The organism is Halopseudomonas pelagia, from assembly GCF_009497895.1.
Lineage (GTDB): Bacteria > Pseudomonadota > Gammaproteobacteria > Pseudomonadales > Pseudomonadaceae > Halopseudomonas > Halopseudomonas pelagia_A.
The window spans coordinates 3021141-3039927 of record NZ_CP033116.1; the positions used below are offsets into that span (position 1 = coordinate 3021141).

The following is an 18787-nucleotide window of genomic DNA, read 5'->3' on the forward strand; positions in this document are numbered from 1 at the left end:
TCTGTGCGTTCCGCGGTTAACCGAAGAATTTCTGGCCGTTCTTGGCCATTTCACGCAACTTTTCAGTCGGCGCATACATGGGACCAAATTCGGCGTACTTGTCTGCAATGGCCACAAACTCAGCCACACCCAGGGTGTCGATATAGCGCAGCGCACCACCACGGAAGGGCGGGAAGCCGATACCGTAGATCAGACCCATGTCGGCGTCGGCAGCACTTTCAACAATGCCGTCTTCCAGGCAGCGAACGGTCTCAAGGCACAGCGGAACCATCATGATCTCGATGATTTCTTCGTCAGTGAACTCGCGGTTCTCCTGCACGACTGGCTTGATCAGCTCATAGGCTTGCGGATCGACAACTTTCTTCGGCTTGCCCTTCTTGTCAGTCTCGTACGCGTAGAAGCCCTTGCCGGTCTTCTGACCCAGACGGCCTTCGTCATACATGACGTCAGCGGCGGTACGCACGTTATCAGCCATGCGATCCGGGTAACCTTCAGCCATGACATCACGACCGTGGTGACCGGTATCCAGGCCTACTACGTCCAGCAGGTAAGCCGGGCCCATGGGCCAGCCAAACTTCTCCATGACCTTGTCGACGCGCTGGAAGTCTGCACCCATGTTCACCAGGCGAGCAAAGCCGCCGAAGTAAGGGAACAATACGCGGTTAACCAGGAAGCCCGGGCAGTCGTTAACAACAACTGGGGTCTTGCCCATTTTCTTGGCGTAGGCAACGGTAGTGGCAATCGCCTTCTCGCTGGACTTCTCGCCGCGGATAACTTCAACCAGGGGCAGCATGTGCACGGGGTTGAAGAAGTGCATGCCGCAGAAGTTTTCCGGACGCTTGAGCGCCTGGGCCAGGTAAGTGATGGAGATGGTCGAAGTGTTGGAAGCGATGATCGCATCTTCACGCACGTGACCTTCCACCTCAGCCAGCACAGATTGCTTGATCTTGGGGTTCTCGACGACCGCTTCTACCACGATATCGACATTGCCGAAATCACCGTAGGACATGGTCGGGCGAATCGCGTTCAGCGCAACGGCCATCTGGTCAGGCTTCATGCGGCCCTTGGCGACACGGCTGCCGAGCAGCTTGGCAGCCTCGTCCAGACCCATCTGGATGCCTTCTTCGCGAATATCCTTCATCAGGATCGGCGTGCCTTTGGAAGCAGACTGGAAAGCGATACCGCCACCCATGATGCCCGCACCCAGTACCGCAGCCAGCTTAACGTCAGCGGCTTGCTTGTCGTACTGCTTGGCTTTGCCTTTCAGCGCTTGATCATTCAGGAACAGACCAACCAGCGCCTGAGCAACGGAAGTCTTGGCCAACTTGGCAAAACCAGCGGCTTCGATTTCCAGCGCTTTTTCGCGGCCATGGGCTGCGGCTTTCTGGATAGTCTTGATCGCTTCAACCGGGGCTGGATAGTTCGGGCCAGCCTGGCCAGCAACGAAACCTTTAGCGGTTTCGAACGCCATCATCTGTTCGATGGTGTTGAGCTTGATCTTTTCCAGCTTGGGCTGACGCTTGGCCTTGAAGTCCAGCTCGCCACTGATGGCGCGCTTGACCAGGTCCAGAGCAGCAGCATGCAGCTTGGCGTCTTCAACAACCGCATCAACGGCACCCATTTTCAGGGCCTTGTCTGCACGGTTCTCGGAACCGCCACAGATCCACTCGATAGCGTTATCAACGCCGATCAGACGTGGGGTACGTACGGTACCGCCAAAGCCCGGGTAGATACCCAGTTTGACTTCCGGCAGGCCGACCTTGGCGCTGGCGGCCATAACGCGATAATCACAGGCCAGGCACATTTCAAAACCGCCGCCCAGCGCCATGCCATTGATGGCAGCCACAGTGGGGACGTTGAGGTCTTCAAAGGCATTGAAGATCTGATTGGCCTCCAGGTTGCCAGCAACCAGGTCAGCTTCGGGCAGTTGGAACGTCTCAACGAACTCGTTGATGTCAGCACCGACGATGAACACGTCTTTGCCGCTGCTGACGATAACGCCCTTGACGCTGCTATTGGACTGAATGGCCTCGACGGCAGCTTGCAGCTCCGCCAGGGTGGCACGATTGAACTTGTTGACAGACTCGCCCTGCAGATCGAACTTGAGCTCGACGATGCCGTCTTCAAGGGCTTGAACCGTGATGGCTTTACCTTCGTAAATCATCAACTGATCTCCACGCTATGAAAGCACTTGAGAAACACCTTCCCGGAACAGGCTGAATCGATGATGCAGCCTGACAACCCGGAGGATGCCATGATGGTTCCCGGCGATAGTTTGTTCTGGCCAGGCCAGAAAAATTCATACGCTTGTTTGATTCGGGTGCGCACACCTTCGTGCAAATCGCCGCTGTTGTCAATCAGGCGGGGCTGTCAGCGGCATTCAAGCATGCGGTTTTCTGATTCATTTCCTTTCTAAAACAAGAGGATAAAAACGAAATCAATAAACAACATAACATCCGAACGAGATAGCCATTTGCCGCTATGACTGGGTCGCTTCGGGCAACAATGCTAACGCTCGATCCAGCTCCATCAAAGGCTCCAGCGTCTGCGGCTCTATCCAGAACACCAACACCGAGAACGACTGCCGATCAATCCGGCGAATGCCCTCGGGAAGCGCATCCAGCACTGGCTGAGCACCCGAACTCTCCGGGCTGCCCAGCAACCAGGTCCAGCCGGACTCGGTTCGCTGGCAACTGAACTCCTGGCTCATGGGGCAGCGGGTGAGCGATTTGCGGTAACCCACGCAATGCTCCAGAAGCGGATTGTGGTCGGCCTGCAACTGCCTCTCTACCCGGAAGCCAAGCTTGCGCGCCTCCTCTCGTAACCGCTGGATATGCATGATGCGCCCGCGGGGCATGAGCTTGAACAGGTTGGCTACCAGTATGGCCGCCACCACACCAACGATGATCCAGCTCATGAGGGCACGCAGCGGTACCAGGCCGCGTGCTCTGGATGCTGGACTGACGCGCAAAGACTGTTACTATCGAACGGAAAAACAGGAGAAACCTGCATGCTCTACTCTCACGTGTTGGTCGCCGTAGATCTTATAGATGAATGCCGAGCGGTTGCCGACCATGCCATGGCTCTGGCCAAGGCACTGGATGCCCGACTGACCCTGCTGCATGTTGTCGAACCCCTGGCTATGGCCTACGGCGGCGATGTACCCATGGACCTGTCCATGCTGCAACAGCAGCAGTTCGAGCAAGCCCGCGAACGGATGACGCTGTTTGCCAACGATTATTCACTGCCGGAAGAGCAGATGCAGATCGCCTTTGGCCATCCGCGTCAGGAGATCCATCGTGTCGCTACTGACCAGCAGTGCGATTTGATCGTCGTCGGCAGCCACGGCCGTCATGGCCTCGCCCTGCTCCTCGGCTCTACCGCGAACGACGTACTGCACGGCGCGCCTTGTGATGTTATTGCGGTGCGGTTGGCCAAGAAGAAGAAAGGCTGAGCGCTGAAGCGAAGCTGCAAGTCTGGGGGCCGCCGCCACGTCTCCACCTTTTCTTTGAATATTTAAACCCAAAGTCAAAATGGATCCCCGCCTTCGCGGGGATGACGTTGCTGACGCAGCACGATTTTTTGCTCAAACCATCTTATTGCTCAAACCATCGCTCAAACCGTCACCGCCACCCAAAACCTCGTCATTCCCGCGAAGGCGGGAATCCAGGCGGAGGTCGGCTGCACCGCTCCCCACGCACACAAAGTACAGTCTCGATTTACCCTCCCCCCAATGAATCCGGAAGTTGGCTAGGATGAACTAGGCAACGCCGCCTAACCGCCCGCCATATCCTCCAATTCCGCCCAGCGCTCCATCGCCTTGTCCAGTTCAGCCTGTTTTGCGGCCATGGCATCCAGTACCGAGGTCGTTTTTTCCATGGATTGCTGATAGAACGTTGGATCATTGACCTTGGCCTGAAGGGCCGCCAGTTCAGCTTCCAGCTTCTCCATCACTGCAGGCAATCCGTCCAGCTCTCGCTGGATTTTATAGCTCAGTTTGACTTTGGCTGGTGCTGGGGCGGCTGGCTCTGCTGCAGATGTCGGCGCAACTGCGGGTGCCGCTTCGGCAGGCGTATCCGTTGCCATGGCCTTGGAATCCCACTCGGCCAGCATCTCGATCTTGCCGCCCTGGCGCAGCCAGTCGGCGTAGCCGCCCACGTACTCACGCACATTGCCATGGCCCTCAAAGACCAGGCTGCTGGTAACCACGTTGTCGAGGAAGGCCCGGTCGTGGCTGACGATCAGCACGGTACCGTCAAAGCCGGCCAGCACTTCTTCCAGCAGTTCCAGGGTTTCCACATCCAGGTCGTTGGTTGGCTCATCCAGTACCAGCATGTTGGCTGGCTTGCTGAACAGGCGTGCCAGCAGCAAGCGCGCACGTTCACCGCCAGACAAAGCCTTGACCGGCGTGCGTGCACGCTCAGGTGAAAACAGGAAATCGCCCAGGTAGCTGATTACATGGCGGCGCTCGCCGTTGATCTCGATAAAATCGCGACCTTCGGAGATGTTGTCGATCACCGTGGCTTCCAGATCAAGCTGGGCGCGCAACTGGTCAAAATAGGCCACTTCCAGCTTGGTACCGTGCTTGACGCTACCGCTGGTGGGCTCGAGCTTGCCGAGCAGCAGCTTGAGCAGCGTGGTCTTGCCCGAACCGTTGTTGCCGATCAGACCGATACGGTCGCCGCGCAGCACGTTCAAGTTCAGGTTACGTACCAAGGGCACGTGGCCCGGCCAGGCGAAGCTGACCTTGTCGAGCTCGATCACGCGCTTGCCGGAAGAGTCTGCGGTTTCCAGCTGGAAACTGGCCTTGCCCTGACGCTCAAGACGCTGAGCACGCTCGTTGCGCATTTCCTTCAACGCCCGCACGCGGCCTTCGTTACGGGTGCGGCGGGCCTTGATGCCCTGGCGAATCCAGACCTCTTCCTGGGCCAAACGCTTGTCAAACAACGCGTTAGCCGTGGCTTCTGCGGCCAGTTGTTGCTCTTTATGCTCAAGAAAGCTCAGGTAGCCGCCCTGCCAGTCAATCAACTGACCACGGTCCAGCTCCATGATGCGCGTCGCCAATGCCTGCAGGAATTGACGATCGTGGGTGATGAACAGTACGGCGCCGCGGAAATCCAGCAGCACCTGTTCCAGCCAGGCGATGGTGTGAATATCCAGGTGGTTGGTGGGCTCGTCGAGCAGCAGCACATCGGGCTCTGAAACCAGCGCCTGGGCCAACAATACGCGTCGACGCCAACCACCGGAGAGCTCGGACATCTTCTTCTCAGCCGGCAAACCCAGCCGCGTCAGCGTGGTTTCAACCAACTGGTTCAAACGCCAACCGTCTTTCGCCTCGAGACGCTCCTGGACTTTCTCCAGACGCTCCAGCTCGGCCTCGCCCATTTCGCCGTGGATCAGGTGGTGGTATTCGGCAAGCAGATCACCCACGCCAGCCAGACCAGCTGCGACCACGTCGTACACCAGGCTGTCGTCGGCCTTGGGCAATTCCTGCGGCAGTTGCCCGATCTTCAAGCCGGGCGCGTACCAGATCTCTCCCTCATCACTGTTTTGCTCGCCGTTGAGCAGCTTGAACAGGCTCGACTTGCCAGCACCGTTACGGCCGATCAGACAGACGCGCTCACCACGATCAAGCTGAAAGCCGACCTTGGTTAACAGTGGATTCAGGCCATAGGCCAGGGAAACATCGGTAAATGAAAGCAGCGCCATAACACACCTTTTAATTAATCAGGGCGGCATTCTACCTGTTGCGGCGCAGCGCTGCCCGTACTTTGCATGACGCCCCTATGCCCCTAGCAGACAAACCGCTAAACTCGGGCCATCTGGATGTGCCGAATCGCAGCAGTGCGGTGCCGATCCCACGCCTTCACCATTCTATTAATGGCCCTCGGGTCAGGATGAACAATGCCCTTCAAGCAATTGAAAAAAATAAAGTTAGCCGCCGGCCTTATTCTTACTTCGCTGCTGGCCAGTCAAAGCCTGCAAGCCGACACGCTGCAGCAACGCCAGCAATATGATCAAGCCATGGCCGCGCTCAAGGGCGGCCAGATGCAGCGCTATGAAACACTTAAAAATCAATTGCGCGACTACCCGCTCTACCCTTATCTGCTGCTCGAAGCACTGCAACAACGTGGCAATGCGGTCAGCCACCAGGAAATGCAGAACTTTTTTGTCGCGCATGGCGATTTGCCCACCGCCCAGCGCCTGAAGAACGACTGGCTGCGCCGCCTCGCCCGCGACGGTGAATGGCGTCAATTGAATGAGAACTACGACACCCACAGCCAGAACGCTGGCATCGACTGCCAGATCGCCTTCCAGCGCTGGCGTGAGGGCAATCAGGTTGAGGCCATGCAGCGCGCGCAGGAGCTGTGGACCGTAGGCCGTTCGCAGCCCAAGGACTGCGATCCGCTATTTGACCGCTGGCGTGCTGCCGGCGGCCTGACCGAAGATGTCGCCTGGGCCCGTATTCGCGAAGCGCTGCTGTACCGGCAAGACGCCCTCGCCCGCTATCTGACTCGCTACCTGCCCAGCCAGAAAGCGCTGGCGGAACTCTTTGTCGACACCGCCACCAAGCCGCAAGGTCTCAACCAGTTTGGTAACTTCCGCCCTGGAGCGGGCAAACCTGCCGACAAGCTGGCAGACATTGCCACCGTATCGCTGCGCCGCATGAGCCGTGACGATCCGGCCACCGCGATGGCGCTCTGGCCGAATTATCGTGACTTGCCCTATAAAGAAGCTGACCGCCTGGCGATCACCCGCGACATCGGTACGCGCATGGCCCGCCGACACAACCCTGCGGCACTGCCGTTTATGGCAGCCAACGATCCGGCAATGAAAGACGATCAGATCAGCGAATGGCGTATCCGCTTGGCGCTGCGCAGCGGTGAATATGACACCGCACGCACGCTGACCAGCAGCATGCCCGAAAGCATGCAGGAGCAAAATCGCTGGCGTTATTGGAAGCTACGCAGCCAGCAACTGGCGCAACCAGAGGTCGGTGAACTGGTGACTGAATACGCCAGCCTGGCTGAGCAACGGGATTTCTACGGCTTTTTAGCCGCCGAGCGCAGCAACAAGCCCTATGCACTGAATCACACCCCCGCACATGTGGATCCCAAGGTCTTTAGCAAGGTCAGCAATACTGGCGGTATCCGCCGCGCACGTGAATTTTTCGCCCGCGGGCAGATTGTCGACGCGCGCCGCGAGTGGTACCACGTCGCTCGCTTTTTCAGCCGCGAGGAAATGATCGCTCAGGCAGTCATGGCCAAGGATATGGAATGGTACTTCCCGGCGATTCGCGGCATCAGCCAAGCGCAGTATTGGGATGACCTGGATATCCGCTTCCCGATGGCCTATGAAGACTCGATCCGTGCACAGGCACAGGCGCGCCGGCTTGGTTCTCCCTGGGTCTACGCCATTACTCGCCAGGAAAGCGCCTTTATGGCCGATGCGCGCTCCCACGCCGGCGCTATGGGCCTGATGCAGCTGATGCCAGCCACTGCCCGGGAGACAGCGCAGCGCTATGGTATCAACCTGAGCAACCCGAACGACGTGCTGATTCCCGAGCGCAATATCGCCCTGGGCACGGCCTATCTATCCCAGTTGCACAATCAGTTTCAGGGTAATCGGGTGCTAGCTTCGGCCGCTTACAACGCCGGCCCTGGCCGCGTACGCCAGTGGACGCGGGATATGCAGCCGCTGCCATCGGATATCTGGATCGAGACCATTCCCTTCGACGAGACCCGCACCTATGTACAGAGCGTGCTTAGCTACGCGGTCATCTATGGGAACAAGTTGGGCATTCAGCAGCCGGTGATGGAACAACACGAGCGCTACCTGGACCGGCGCTGAAACGCGCCTGAGTCCAGTAGTTTCCGGGGCTACTCCTCGAGTAGCCTCAGACGCTCGCGAACCACCTCAACCAGCTGGTCGGGCTGGAACTTGGAGAGAAAGCCATCACAGCCGACCTTCTCGACCATGGCCTTGTTGAAGTTACCGGACAGTGAGGTATGCAGTACCACGTACAGATCCTTCAGGCGTGGATCCTTGCGGATTTCCGAGGTCAGGCGGTAGCCATCCATCTCCGGCATTTCCGCATCGGTAATCACCATGAGCAGCCGCTGTGAGATGTTTTCATCTTCGTCTGCCCAGGCCTGCAGCTGACGTAACGCACGCAAGCCATCAGTCGCCACGTGCATCTTCAGATCCAGCTGTGACAGGGTCTCGCGCAGCTGATTGATACCCGTTGGCGAATCGTCCACCAGCAGCACTTCACGGCCGCGAGCCTTGCTCAATAGCTCGTCATCCAGCAAACCTTCGCTGACCTTGGCATTGAACGGCACGATTTCCGCCAGCACTTTCTCCACGTCGATAATTTCTACCAGACGCTGATCATCCAGACGGGTAATGGCAGTCAGGTAATGCGTGCGCCCTGCCCCGCGTGGCGGCGGCTGCACAGAGTCCCAGTTAAGATTCATGATGCGATCAACGCCACCGACCAGAAACGCCTGCACCGAGCGATTGTATTCAGTGATGATGATGGTACTGTCCGGCAACGCCTGCTGCGGGCGCATGCCGATAGCACCGGACAGATCGATAACCGGTAAGGTCTGGCCACGCAGATGAATCACACCGGCCACGTGCGGGGCACGCTGAGGCATTTGCGTCAGCCGGGGCAACTGCAAGACTTCGCGGATCTTGAATACGTTCAGTGCAAATAGCTGATGGCCAGCCAACCGGAACAACAGAATCTCCAGCCGGTTTTCACCGACCAGACGCGTTCGTTGGTTGACGGTATCCAGAACTCCAGCCATGGAAAGCCTCGCAGTTGAAATGACAGATTAACTTCTAACTCAGGCTTTCAGCCCAGTCCAAGGTTATCTGCCATTTCAGTAGATTCTGAAGGGCTGCACCGCATTTAATAGCCGGAGATGAAAATGGCTTAGTAGTAAGCGTTTTCTTTCACGGTGTGGTCAGTCACGTCACGCACGGCGGTAATTTCCGGAATGCGCTCGACCATGGTTTTTTCGATGCCCTCTTTCAAGGTCACATCGACCATGCCACAACCCTGGCAGCCACCGCCGAATTGCAGAATGGCGACGCCATCCTCAACCACGTCGATCAGCTTGACCTCACCACCGTGGCTGGCCAGCCCGGGGTTGATCTCGGTCTGCAGCAGGTAGTTGATGCGTTCATTCAGCGGGCTGTCGGCGTTAACCATCGGCACCTTGGCGTTGGGCGCCTTGATGGTCAGTTGGCCGCCCATGCGGTCGACCGCGTAATCCACTACCGCATCTTCCAGAAAGGGCTCGCTGACCGAATCCAGCCAGACATTGAAAGGCTCCAGCGGAATCATGCGGTCTTCCGGCTTTTCTTCACCGGGTTTGCAGTAGGCGATACAGGTTTCAGCATAGGGCGTACCCGGCTGAGTAATGAAAACGCGGATGCCTATACCGTCAGTATCCTGCTTGGAAAGCAGATCGCCCAGGTATTCCTGCGCCGCGGTTGTCAACAAAATGCCTGCCATGAATTGCCTCGTACTCAATGACTTTAATGCCGCTAGTGTACGGGATTGCACTCGGCGAATAAAGTCCTACCTTTCCACTAGGTTATTTCCTCTGCTTACAGATAGCCAAGCGCTTGGCGTTCAGTGTGCGCTGCGCATCTGTTAGAATGGCGGGCTTTTCCGTGTGTCTTACCCGTGTGTAACAGAGTCCGGAGTATCAATGTCTGCGCAACAGTCTGATCGCAACGCCCGCCTGAACGCCCTGAATGCTGCCCTGCGTGAGCGCATTCTGATACTTGATGGCGGTATGGGCACGATGATCCAGAGCTACAAGTTCGAAGAAAACGACTTCCGTGGAGAGCGTTTTGCCGACTGGCCGTCGGACTTGAAAGGCAACAATGATCTGCTGGTGATTACCCAGCCAGACGCGATTGCGGCTATGGAAAAGGCCTACCTGGATGCCGGCGCAGACATCATCGAGACCAATACCTTCAACTCCACCAGCGTCTCCCAGGCCGACTACGGCATGCAGGACCTGGCCTATGAGCTGAACCTGGAAGGCGCGCGCCTGGCTCGTCGCGTATGCGACGAGAAAACCGCTGAAACGCCGGAGCGCCCGCGCTTTGTCGCCGGTGTACTGGGGCCGACCAGCCGCACCTGTTCGCTGTCGCCCGACGTCAACAACCCCGGTTACCGCAATATCACTTTCGACCAACTGGTTGAGGACTACATCAATTCGACCAAGGGTCTGATCGAAGGTGGCGCCGACCTGATTCTGATAGAAACCATTTTCGATACGCTGAATGCCAAGGCAGCGATCTTCGCTGTGCAGGAAACCTTCGACCAGTTGGGCGTGGAACTGCCGATCATGATCTCCGGCACCATCACCGACGCCTCCGGCCGTACCCTGTCAGGGCAGACTACCGAAGCCTTCTGGAACTCGGTCTGCCATGCCAAACCCATTTCCGTCGGCCTGAACTGCGCGCTGGGTGCCAAGGAACTGCGCCCCTATCTGGAAGAGCTGTCCGACAAGGCCGCCACGCATATCTCCGCTCACCCGAATGCCGGCCTGCCGAACGAGTTCGGTGAATACGACGAAATGTCCGAGCAAACCGCGGCGATCATTGAAGAGTTTGCTCAGGCAGGCTTCCTGAATATTGTTGGCGGCTGCTGTGGTACGACGCCGGCACATATCGAAGCGATCGCCAAAGCCGTCGCCAAGTATCCGCCACGCGCCATCCCGGACATTCCCAAGGCCTGCCGCCTGTCCGGCCTTGAGCCATTCACGATTGACCGCAGCTCGCTGTTCGTCAACGTTGGCGAGCGTACCAACATTACCGGCTCTGCCCGCTTCGCCCGGCTGATCCGTGAGGACAACTACACCGAAGCCCTGGAAGTCGCCCTGCAGCAGGTTGAAGCCGGCGCGCAGATAATCGACATCAACATGGATGAGGGCATGCTGGATTCGAAGAAGGCGATGGTCACCTTCCTGAATCTGATTGCCGGCGAGCCGGATATCTCCCGCGTGCCGATCATGATCGACTCGTCCAAATGGGAAGTGATCGAAGCCGGCCTGAAATGCATCCAGGGCAAGGGCATCGTCAACTCGATCTCCATGAAGGAAGGCGTCGAGCAGTTCAAGCAGCAGGCGCGCCTGTGCAAGCGCTACGGCGCGGCCGTGGTGGTCATGGCCTTTGACGAACAGGGCCAGGCCGATACTGCCGCGCGCAAGCGCGAGATCTGCAAGCGCTCTTACGACATTCTGGTCAATGAAGTCGGCTTTCCGCCGGAAGACATCATCTTTGACCCGAACATCTTCGCCATCGCCACCGGTATCGAAGAGCACAACAACTACGCCGTCGACTTTATCGAGGCCTGTGCCTATATCCGTGACGAACTGCCCTACGCGCTGACCTCCGGCGGCGTGTCCAACGTGTCCTTCTCGTTCCGTGGCAACAACCCGGTGCGTGAGGCGATCCACTCGGTGTTCCTGCTGCATGCGATTCGCAACGGCCTGACTATGGGTATCGTTAACGCCGGCCAGTTGGAAATCTACGACGAGATCCCGAAGAAGCTGCGCGATATCGTTGAAGACGTGGTGCTCAACCGCTCACCCGGCGGCACCGATGCGTTGCTGGCCGTAGCCGATGAATACAAGGGCGACGGCAGCGTCAAGGAAGCGGAAAGCGAAGAGTGGCGCGGCTGGGACGTGAACAAGCGTCTGGAGCATTCGCTGGTCAAGGGCATCACCGCGTTCATCATCGACGATACCGAAGAAGCCCGTCAGCAATGCGCGCGCCCGATTGAAGTGATCGAAGGCCCGCTGATGGCCGGCATGAATATCGTGGGCGACCTGTTCGGTGCCGGCAAGATGTTCCTGCCGCAGGTGGTCAAATCTGCCCGCGTGATGAAGCAGGCAGTCGCGCACCTGATTCCCTTTATCGAACTGGAAAAGGGCGACAAGCCCGAAGCCAAGGGCAAGATCCTCATGGCCACGGTCAAGGGCGACGTGCACGACATCGGCAAGAACATTGTCGGCGTGGTCCTCGGCTGTAACGGCTACGACGTGGTCGATATGGGCGTGATGGTGCCAGCGGACAAGATCCTGAAAACCGCGATTGAAGAAAAGTGCGACATCATCGGCCTGTCCGGTCTGATCACTCCGTCGCTGGATGAGATGGTCCACGTCGCCAAGGAAATGCAGCGCCAGGGCTTTACTCTGCCGCTGATGATTGGCGGCGCGACTACTTCCAAGGCGCACACAGCGGTGAAGATCGAGCCGCACTACAAGAATGATGCAGTGATCTACGTCACCGACGCCTCGCGCGCTGTGGGTGTAGCCACCAGCCTGCTGTCCAAGGAAATCAAGCCGGACTATATCGCCAAGATCCGTGCGGATTACGAAGTGGTACGTGAACGCACCGCTAACCGTAGCGCCCGCACCCAGTACCTGAGCTACGAGCAGGCCAAGGCCAACAAACTGCAACTGGACTGGGATAACTACCAGCCACCGGTGCCGACCTTTACCGGCATCAAGACACTGGACGATATCGACCTGGCGCAACTGGTTGAATTTATCGACTGGACTCCGTTCTTCATCTCCTGGGATCTGGCCGGCAAATACCCGCGCATCCTTGAGGATGAAGTAGTCGGCGAAGCCGCGCGCAGCCTCTTCTCCGACGCCCAGGCGATGCTCAAGCGGATGATCGACGAGAAGCTGATCCGCGCCAAGGCGGTGCTCGGTTTCTGGCCGGCTAATCAGGTCGATGACGATGATATCGCCCTGTTCGATGAACAGGGTAAAGACATTGCCACCCTGCACCACCTGCGCCAACAGGGCATCAAGCCGGACAACAAGCCCAGCCAGTCGCTGGCCGATTACGTCGCGCCCAAGGCCTCGGGCAAAACCGATTACGTCGGCGGCTTTATTACTACCGCCGGTATCGGTGCCGAAGAGTTGGCCAAGGAATACGAAGCCAAGAACGACGATTACAACGCGATCATGGTCAAGGCTCTGGCCGACCGTCTGGCCGAAGCCTGCGCCGAATGGTTGCACCGTGAGGTACGCACCCGTTATTGGGGGTATGCTGGTGACGAGCAGTTGGATAACGACCAACTGATCAAGGAAAAATACCAGGGCATCCGCCCTGCCCCAGGCTACCCGGCCTGCCCGGATCATACCGAGAAGGCCACGCTGTTCAGCCTGCTGGATCCCGAGCAGAACTGCGGCGTGACCCTGACCGAAAGTTTCGCCATGTTCCCGACCGCAGCCGTCAGCGGCTGGTACTTCTCGCACCCGGAGTCGAAATATTTTGCCGTGGGTAAGATCACCAAGGATCAGGTCGAGTCGTATAACGAGCGCAAAGGGCAGGAACTGAGTATCACCGAGCGCTGGTTGTCGCCGAACCTGTCCTACGACAATTGATCCGCTGACTTGACCGACCGCTAGCCTGTGCCATGATGCGCATAGGCTGGCTTAACAAAGAGGCAATGATGAGCGACCCGCACAAGCAAGAAAAGCCGGAAGGCATGACTCTAAGGGAAACCCTTTCCAGTGTGCTCTGGGCAGCTCTGGGGGTGCATAGTAACAAGGCACGCGAGCGGGATTTTACCAAGGGTAAGCCCTCGCACTTCATCATTGCCGGCGTGCTTTTCACGCTGCTGTTCATACTGATCATTTTTGGCGTGGTGAAAGGCGTGCTGCATCTGGCGGGTATCTGAAACGCATCCGGCCAGCGCAAAGACAGGCTGGCCGGAAGGTGAAAACTTGGGTTTTGAACGGTGTTGAAACGCTACATCAGTAAAACGTGATATCGAACGTGACTATCAGCTATTGCTGACCCAGATCACCGCAGTAATCACCGCGATCAAAATCAGGGCGACGGCAGCAAAGGCATCAAGGTGACTGTCAGTGTTGGACGTTTCCTGCAGGTCGTGTTCGTTCATCATGGCGATCCTTTTAATTGTTATGGGCACAGACACACTAACGTTAAGCCTGCCTGTGCCCGCCTGTCAAACCCCGAAATGCGCTTTTATAGGAATGAGTGATATGCACAGCCGGTAATGTGTAATTTGAATATAAACATATAGATAAACATTCCTTTTGTGCATATTGAAAATTTGCTATCTTTCCGCCCTTACCTACTTGCCCAATCGGCTGGCCGACGCTGAATTCAACGCGCGCCGCCTGATCACCATTCAACAGGTTGTCTGAATGTATATTTATGACGAGTATGATCAACGGATCGTCGAGGAACGCGTCAAGCAGTTCCGCGACCAGACCCGCCGCTACCTGGCTGGCGAACTGAGCGATCCCGAATTCCTGCCCCTGCGTCTGCAGAACGGTCTCTACGTTCAGCGCTATGCGCCCATGTTGCGCGTGGCCATTCCCTATGGCCTGGTATCGTCCAAGCAGATGCGCAAGCTGGCGTTTATTGCCCGTGAATACGACAAGGGCTATGCACACTTCAGCACCCGTCAGAACGTACAGTTCAACTGGCCCGCGCTGGAAGATGTGCCGGACATTCTCGCTCACCTGGCTGAAGTGCAGATGCACGCCATCCAGACCAGCGGCAACTGCATCCGTAACACCACGACCGACCAATTCGCTGGCGTCGCCGCAGACGAGCTGGTCGATCCGCGTCCCTGGTGTGAAATCATCCGCCAGTGGTCGACCTTCCACCCGGAATTCGCCTTCCTGCCACGCAAGTTCAAGATCGCCGTCAACGGCGCGACCGAAGACCGTGCAGCCATCGGCGTGCACGACATCGGCCTGAACGTGGTCAAGAACGACGCCGGCGAAGTTGGCTTCCGTGTATTGGTCGGCGGCGGCCTGGGCCGCACGCCCATGGTCGGCAGCGAGATCAACGCCTTCCTGCCCTGGGAGCACCTGCTGACCTATCTGGACGCCATTCTGCGTGTATATAACCGCTATGGCCGCCGGGACAACAAGTACAAGGCGCGGATCAAGATTCTGGTCAAGGCGCTGACGCCTGAAGTGTTCGCCGAAAAGGTCAACGCTGAATGGGCGCACACCAAAGATGGTCCCGCTACCCTGACTGAAGAAGAGCTGCACCGCGTAGCCAAACACTTCAGCGCCCCTGCCTACCAGCAGTTCAGCGGTGATGATGCTGACTACCTGGCCAAGCGTGAAGCCGAGAAAGGCTTCAACAACTGGGCCATGCGCAATATCCAGGCGCACAAGGTACCCGGCTACGCTGCCGTCACCCTGTCACTGAAGCCGACTGCCGTTGCCCCCGGCGATGCGACTGACAAACAGATGGACGCCGCCGCCGAACTGGCCGACCGTTTCAGCTTCGGTGAACTGCGCGTGACCCACCAGCAGAACCTGGTGCTGGCCGATGTGCGCCAGGCCGACCTGTACGCCCTGTGGGAAGCAGCCAAGGAGCAAGGTTTTGCCACGCCGAACATCGGCCTGCTGACCGACATAATCTGCTGCCCCGGTGGCGATTTCTGCTCTCTGGCCAACGCCAAATCCATCCCGATTGCCGAAGCCCTGCAGCGCACCTTCGATGATCTGGATTACCTGCACGATATCGGCAACCTGGACCTGAACATCTCCGGCTGCATGAACGCCTGTGGTCACCACCACGTCGGCCATATCGGCGTACTGGGTGTAGACAAGAAAGGCGCCGAGTTCTACCAGGTTTCCCTGGGTGGCAACAGTGGCCGTAACGCCGCTATTGGCAAGATCCTCGGCCCGTCCTTCGCCGCCGAAGAGATGCCCGCGGTAGTGACCAAGGTGGTCGACGTCTACCTGGAACGCCGCACACCAGAAGAAGATTTTATCGACACCTTCGAGCGTATCGGCATGGACCCCTTCAAGGAGCGTGTATATGCAGCAACTCATTAAAGGCGACGCGCTGATCAAGGAAACCTGGCACGTGCTGCCAGCCGAGACCACGCTCGAAGGCCTGAGCAACAGCGACGACCTGATCGTTCCGCTCAACCTCTGGCTGGATCATTCCCACGCCCTGAAAGCACGCGACGGCGGCCTGGGTGTATGGCTGAACAGCGACGAAGAAGTGGAAGCCATCGCCGATGACCTGGAACACTTTCAGGTCATTGCCCTGAACTTCCCGGTATTCAGCGACGGCCGCAGCTACTCCAACGCCCGCCTGCTGCGTGACCGCTACGGCTACAAGGGTGAAGTCCGCGCCATTGGCGATGTGCTGCGCGACCAGCTGTTTCTGATGAAGCGTTGTGGCTTTGATGCCTTCGTGATCCGCGAAGACCGCAATGCTGAGGAAGCGCTGGAAAGCCTCAAGGACTTCTCCGAGGTTTATCAGGCGGCTACTGATCAGCCGTTGCCGTTGTTTCGTCGGCGGGCCTAAGCTATATCGTACTAAAGCCGGGGCGCCCTGCCCCGGTTGCTTTGCCCTTCCCATAAAGTCGCAAACAAGATCGTTGCAACTTCCTAGCAAACCGTAGCACTATGCCAGTAACTGCTCACACGCAGTCCCCTCTTTGCTGGCATGGATGCCCTGCTTTTCTTTTTCAGGCTCCTCTCCTCCGCATGATGGCTTGCTGTGTGGTGTGCTCGACTAGGTCGGTCATAACAGCGATATACCGCGTTCGGTTTAATGTGCTGAACAGTCTTAAACGGGCACCCAATAGGCTGAACTTCATAAATACGTTCAAGCTCGAAACCAGGATATTAAACTGCATGTCGATAACGCATTCGGTCTAATCGCTATTTGCCATCAAAGAAATATTGGGGGATTGCCTTGACACTAAAAACAATAACAATCGAGAACGTTAAGGGAATTGCTCATCAGCGGTTTGATCTCGATATCATTCCCAATAAGCCATCTCTCTTGGTTGCTCCCAATGGCTTTGGAAAAAGCTCGTTCGCTACCGCGTTCGCCTCCCTTAATGCAGCACGACTCAAGTTACCCGCAGAGAATCTCCATCGAAAAATGGAGGACAACAAGCCGAAGTTAACTATGTCGGTAGAAACAGCCGGAATAGCGATAGAACTAGTTGCTGATGAGAACATAAATGAGATTTCGGCAAAATTTGATATCCACGTTCCGGTAACTGTCAAGGTATCTGTCGCCCTGTTTGATTTTTATGCAGCTATTTTCTCTACCTCCCTAACTACTCGGCGCTCTGGGTTTAGCGATACTAATGTCACAGGATGCCAGTTGCGGGTGTCACCACTCCAGCGCTCAGGATGCGCAGCTCTGGCTGCAAGGTTGAGCGCATGTCTCTTGGCTAATATGGCTTTGTCTTCTCCTGTGTGGCGCTGCATCGGCGTCACGAAGCGGATAGCACTGTGGCGGTGCTCATAGTTGTACCACTGGACGAAGCCGTGCACCCAACGCTGGGCAGCTGATAGGTCAGCGAAGCCACTGACGGGGTAGTTCGGCACATACTTGCAGGTGCGGAACAGAGCCTCGGAGAAGGCGTTATCGTTGCTCACACGCGGTCGACTGAACGAAGGCTGGATCTGCAGATCTCTCAGCTTCTCAAGCAAGGTGACGCCTTTGAAGGGGCTGCCGTTATCAGCGTGCAGCACCAGAGGCTGGCCTACCATGTTTTCGGCCAGCACGGCTCGTTCAATGACACGGCGTGAGTTAGCTGCAGACTCCCCCAGAAAGGCTTCCCAGCCCACGACTTTACGGCTGAAGATGTCGAGGATCATCACCAGATAGTAGTAGGTACCCTTGGCTGGCCCAGGAAGCCAGGTGCAGTCCCAGGACCATACCTGGTTGGGGGCGATTGCTGTATGTGTAGTCGGCGCTGGCTGTGATTTGCGGGCTTTGGCGCGTCCCCGGTGTGCCAGCTGGCCATGTTTACGCAGTACTCGATAAAAGCTCGATACGGAGGCAATGTAACGCTGCTCTTCATCCATCAGCCGAATAACAATCTGATCCGGCGGTAAAGCAGCAAACTCGTCACGGTGGCATTGCCTCAAGATCTCAGCCTCTTCTTCTGGGGTCAGCGCATTAGCAGGGGCTGGGCGTTCGGCTACAGGGCGTTTATCGCCTGTTAGCTTTCCCGCCTGCATCCAGCGTTGGTGAGTCCGGATAGAAATCCCGACGACTTCACAGGCAGCCGTCAAGGTGGCGCCCTCGTTGCAGGCGACAGCAATCAGCTCTACGGCACGTTGGCGATCCTCGATGCTGATCATGACTCCTCGTCCCCCCAGATCGCCCGTGCTTTTTTTGACAGCGTCAGCAGTGCTGCTGTCTCCGCGAGTGCTGTGTTCTTGCGATGTAGCTCTCGTTCCAGCTCTTTGATCCGCTTGCGCTGCTGCTTGGCTTCATCCGCTTCTCGACGGCGGTCCTCATAGGACAGGCTGGCGGCTTGTTCGCAGTCATGACGCCAGCGTTGCAGCTGCTCGGGATACAGTCCCCGTTGACGACAATAGGCAGCAACGTCTTCGGTGTTCATCGCTGCGGTCTCAACCACCGCTGCAAACTTGTCTCGGGACGACCAGCCGGACGTACCCTGGTCACTTGCATCGGGCAAGCAGCGTCCCTCAGCACGAGCTTCTTTGCGCCACTTGTAAACAGTGGCTGGCGAGATACCCTCCTGCCGGGCGACCTCTTCTACGCTTTGGTTATAAGGCGGTAACAGCTTGGCCACAGCGGCCTGACGTCGCTCATCGGAATAGCGAGGCATACAGATCTCCAAACGCCCCTGAATGTTTAAGAGAGTGTAACAAGGGACGCGACATCAATCCTGACAGAGGGGGGTTCTGAGTAGCCGTCTAAGAGCTAAAGCCACAAAACGAAATATGGGTGGATTCACTTC

General features: G+C 57.4%; 11 protein-coding genes and 1 pseudogene. 6 read left to right on the top strand and 6 right to left on the bottom strand.

Annotation, left to right across the window (positions count from 1 at the left end):
* Nucleotides 1-16 precede the first annotated feature (16 nt).
* The gene (fadB, locus tag EAO82_RS14125; RefSeq protein WP_153274295.1) at nucleotides 17-2164 is read right to left on the bottom strand and encodes a fatty acid oxidation complex subunit alpha FadB; all 2148 of its coding nucleotides are present in this window, start codon (nucleotides 2162-2164) and stop codon (nucleotides 17-19) included.
* A gap of 315 nt (nucleotides 2165-2479) precedes the next feature.
* Nucleotides 2480-2917 carry a hypothetical protein gene (locus EAO82_RS14130; protein ID WP_096347297.1) on the bottom strand — a complete coding sequence of 146 codons (438 nt, stop codon included), beginning with the start codon at nucleotides 2915-2917 and terminating at the stop codon, nucleotides 2480-2482.
* Between the two features lie 93 nt (nucleotides 2918-3010).
* Between EAO82_RS14130 and EAO82_RS14135 the strand changes: the two genes are divergently transcribed.
* Nucleotides 3011-3454 carry a universal stress protein gene (locus tag EAO82_RS14135; protein WP_096347298.1) on the top strand — a complete coding sequence of 148 codons (444 nt, stop codon included), beginning with the start codon at nucleotides 3011-3013 and terminating at the stop codon, nucleotides 3452-3454.
* A gap of 320 nt (nucleotides 3455-3774) precedes the next feature.
* Here the strand turns inward: EAO82_RS14135 and EAO82_RS14140 are convergent, their stop codons facing one another.
* On the bottom strand, nucleotides 3775-5709 hold the full coding sequence (locus EAO82_RS14140) for an ATP-binding cassette domain-containing protein (protein ID WP_096347299.1): 1935 nt from the start codon (nucleotides 5707-5709) through the stop codon (nucleotides 3775-3777).
* Between the two features lie 195 nt (nucleotides 5710-5904).
* Here EAO82_RS14140 and EAO82_RS14145 point away from each other — a divergent pair, with 195 nt between their 5' ends.
* Nucleotides 5905-7851: a transglycosylase SLT domain-containing protein gene (locus EAO82_RS14145; RefSeq protein ID WP_096347300.1), complete on the top strand. Its 1947-nt coding sequence runs from the start codon at nucleotides 5905-5907 to the stop codon at nucleotides 7849-7851.
* A gap of 29 nt (nucleotides 7852-7880) precedes the next feature.
* Here EAO82_RS14145 and EAO82_RS14150 read toward each other — a convergent pair whose 3' ends face one another.
* Together EAO82_RS14150 and nfuA are read right to left on the bottom strand one after the other, a co-directional pair.
* Complete coding sequence (locus EAO82_RS14150) at nucleotides 7881-8813, bottom strand: chemotaxis protein CheV (protein WP_096347301.1); 933 nt, start codon at nucleotides 8811-8813, stop codon at nucleotides 7881-7883.
* Nucleotides 8814-8941: 128 nt separating this feature from the next.
* Nucleotides 8942-9526, bottom strand: coding sequence for a Fe-S biogenesis protein NfuA (nfuA, locus tag EAO82_RS14155; RefSeq protein WP_096347302.1), 585 nt, complete (start codon nucleotides 9524-9526; stop codon nucleotides 8942-8944).
* Between the two features lie 199 nt (nucleotides 9527-9725).
* Between nfuA and metH the strand changes: the two genes are divergently transcribed.
* The 4 genes from metH (at nucleotide 9726) to EAO82_RS14175 (ending at nucleotide 16359) form a co-directional block, all read left to right on the top strand.
* Nucleotides 9726-13430: a methionine synthase gene (metH, locus tag EAO82_RS14160; protein WP_096347303.1), complete on the top strand. Its 3705-nt coding sequence runs from the start codon at nucleotides 9726-9728 to the stop codon at nucleotides 13428-13430.
* A 68-nt stretch (nucleotides 13431-13498) separates the two neighbouring features.
* Complete coding sequence (locus EAO82_RS14165; RefSeq protein ID WP_096347304.1) at nucleotides 13499-13726, top strand: DUF2970 domain-containing protein; 228 nt, start codon at nucleotides 13499-13501, stop codon at nucleotides 13724-13726.
* A gap of 493 nt (nucleotides 13727-14219) precedes the next feature.
* The gene (locus tag EAO82_RS14170) at nucleotides 14220-15878 is read left to right on the top strand and encodes a nitrite/sulfite reductase (RefSeq protein ID WP_096347305.1); all 1659 of its coding nucleotides are present in this window, start codon (nucleotides 14220-14222) and stop codon (nucleotides 15876-15878) included.
* The gene (locus EAO82_RS14175; protein WP_096347306.1) at nucleotides 15862-16359 is read left to right on the top strand and encodes a DUF934 domain-containing protein; all 498 of its coding nucleotides are present in this window, start codon (nucleotides 15862-15864) and stop codon (nucleotides 16357-16359) included. The genes EAO82_RS14170 and EAO82_RS14175 overlap by 17 nt, the downstream gene beginning before the upstream one ends.
* Before the next feature lie 737 nt (nucleotides 16360-17096).
* Here EAO82_RS14175 and EAO82_RS14180 read toward each other — a convergent pair.
* Nucleotides 17097-18655, bottom strand: a pseudogene (locus EAO82_RS14180) (IS3 family transposase).
* Between the last annotated feature and the right edge of the window lie 132 nt (nucleotides 18656-18787).

What these genes read in the sequence shown, in the direction of transcription:
- fadB (WP_153274295.1), bottom strand. Translation starts at nt 2,164, where the DNA reads ATGATTTACGAAGGTAAAGCCATCACGGTTCAAGCCCTTGAAGACGGC.
- EAO82_RS14130 (WP_096347297.1), bottom strand. Translation starts at nt 2,917, where the DNA reads ATGAGCTGGATCATCGTTGGTGTGGTGGCGGCCATACTGGTAGCCAAC.
- EAO82_RS14135 (WP_096347298.1), top strand. Translation starts at nt 3,011, where the DNA reads ATGCTCTACTCTCACGTGTTGGTCGCCGTAGATCTTATAGATGAATGC.
- EAO82_RS14140 (WP_096347299.1), bottom strand. Translation starts at nt 5,709, where the DNA reads ATGGCGCTGCTTTCATTTACCGATGTTTCCCTGGCCTATGGCCTGAAT.
- EAO82_RS14145 (WP_096347300.1), top strand. Translation starts at nt 5,905, where the DNA reads ATGCCCTTCAAGCAATTGAAAAAAATAAAGTTAGCCGCCGGCCTTATT.
- EAO82_RS14150 (WP_096347301.1), bottom strand. Translation starts at nt 8,813, where the DNA reads ATGGCTGGAGTTCTGGATACCGTCAACCAACGAACGCGTCTGGTCGGT.
- nfuA (WP_096347302.1), bottom strand. Translation starts at nt 9,526, where the DNA reads ATGGCAGGCATTTTGTTGACAACCGCGGCGCAGGAATACCTGGGCGAT.
- metH (WP_096347303.1), top strand. Translation starts at nt 9,726, where the DNA reads ATGTCTGCGCAACAGTCTGATCGCAACGCCCGCCTGAACGCCCTGAAT.
- EAO82_RS14165 (WP_096347304.1), top strand. Translation starts at nt 13,499, where the DNA reads ATGAGCGACCCGCACAAGCAAGAAAAGCCGGAAGGCATGACTCTAAGG.
- EAO82_RS14170 (WP_096347305.1), top strand. Translation starts at nt 14,220, where the DNA reads ATGTATATTTATGACGAGTATGATCAACGGATCGTCGAGGAACGCGTC.
- EAO82_RS14175 (WP_096347306.1), top strand. Translation starts at nt 15,862, where the DNA reads ATGCAGCAACTCATTAAAGGCGACGCGCTGATCAAGGAAACCTGGCAC.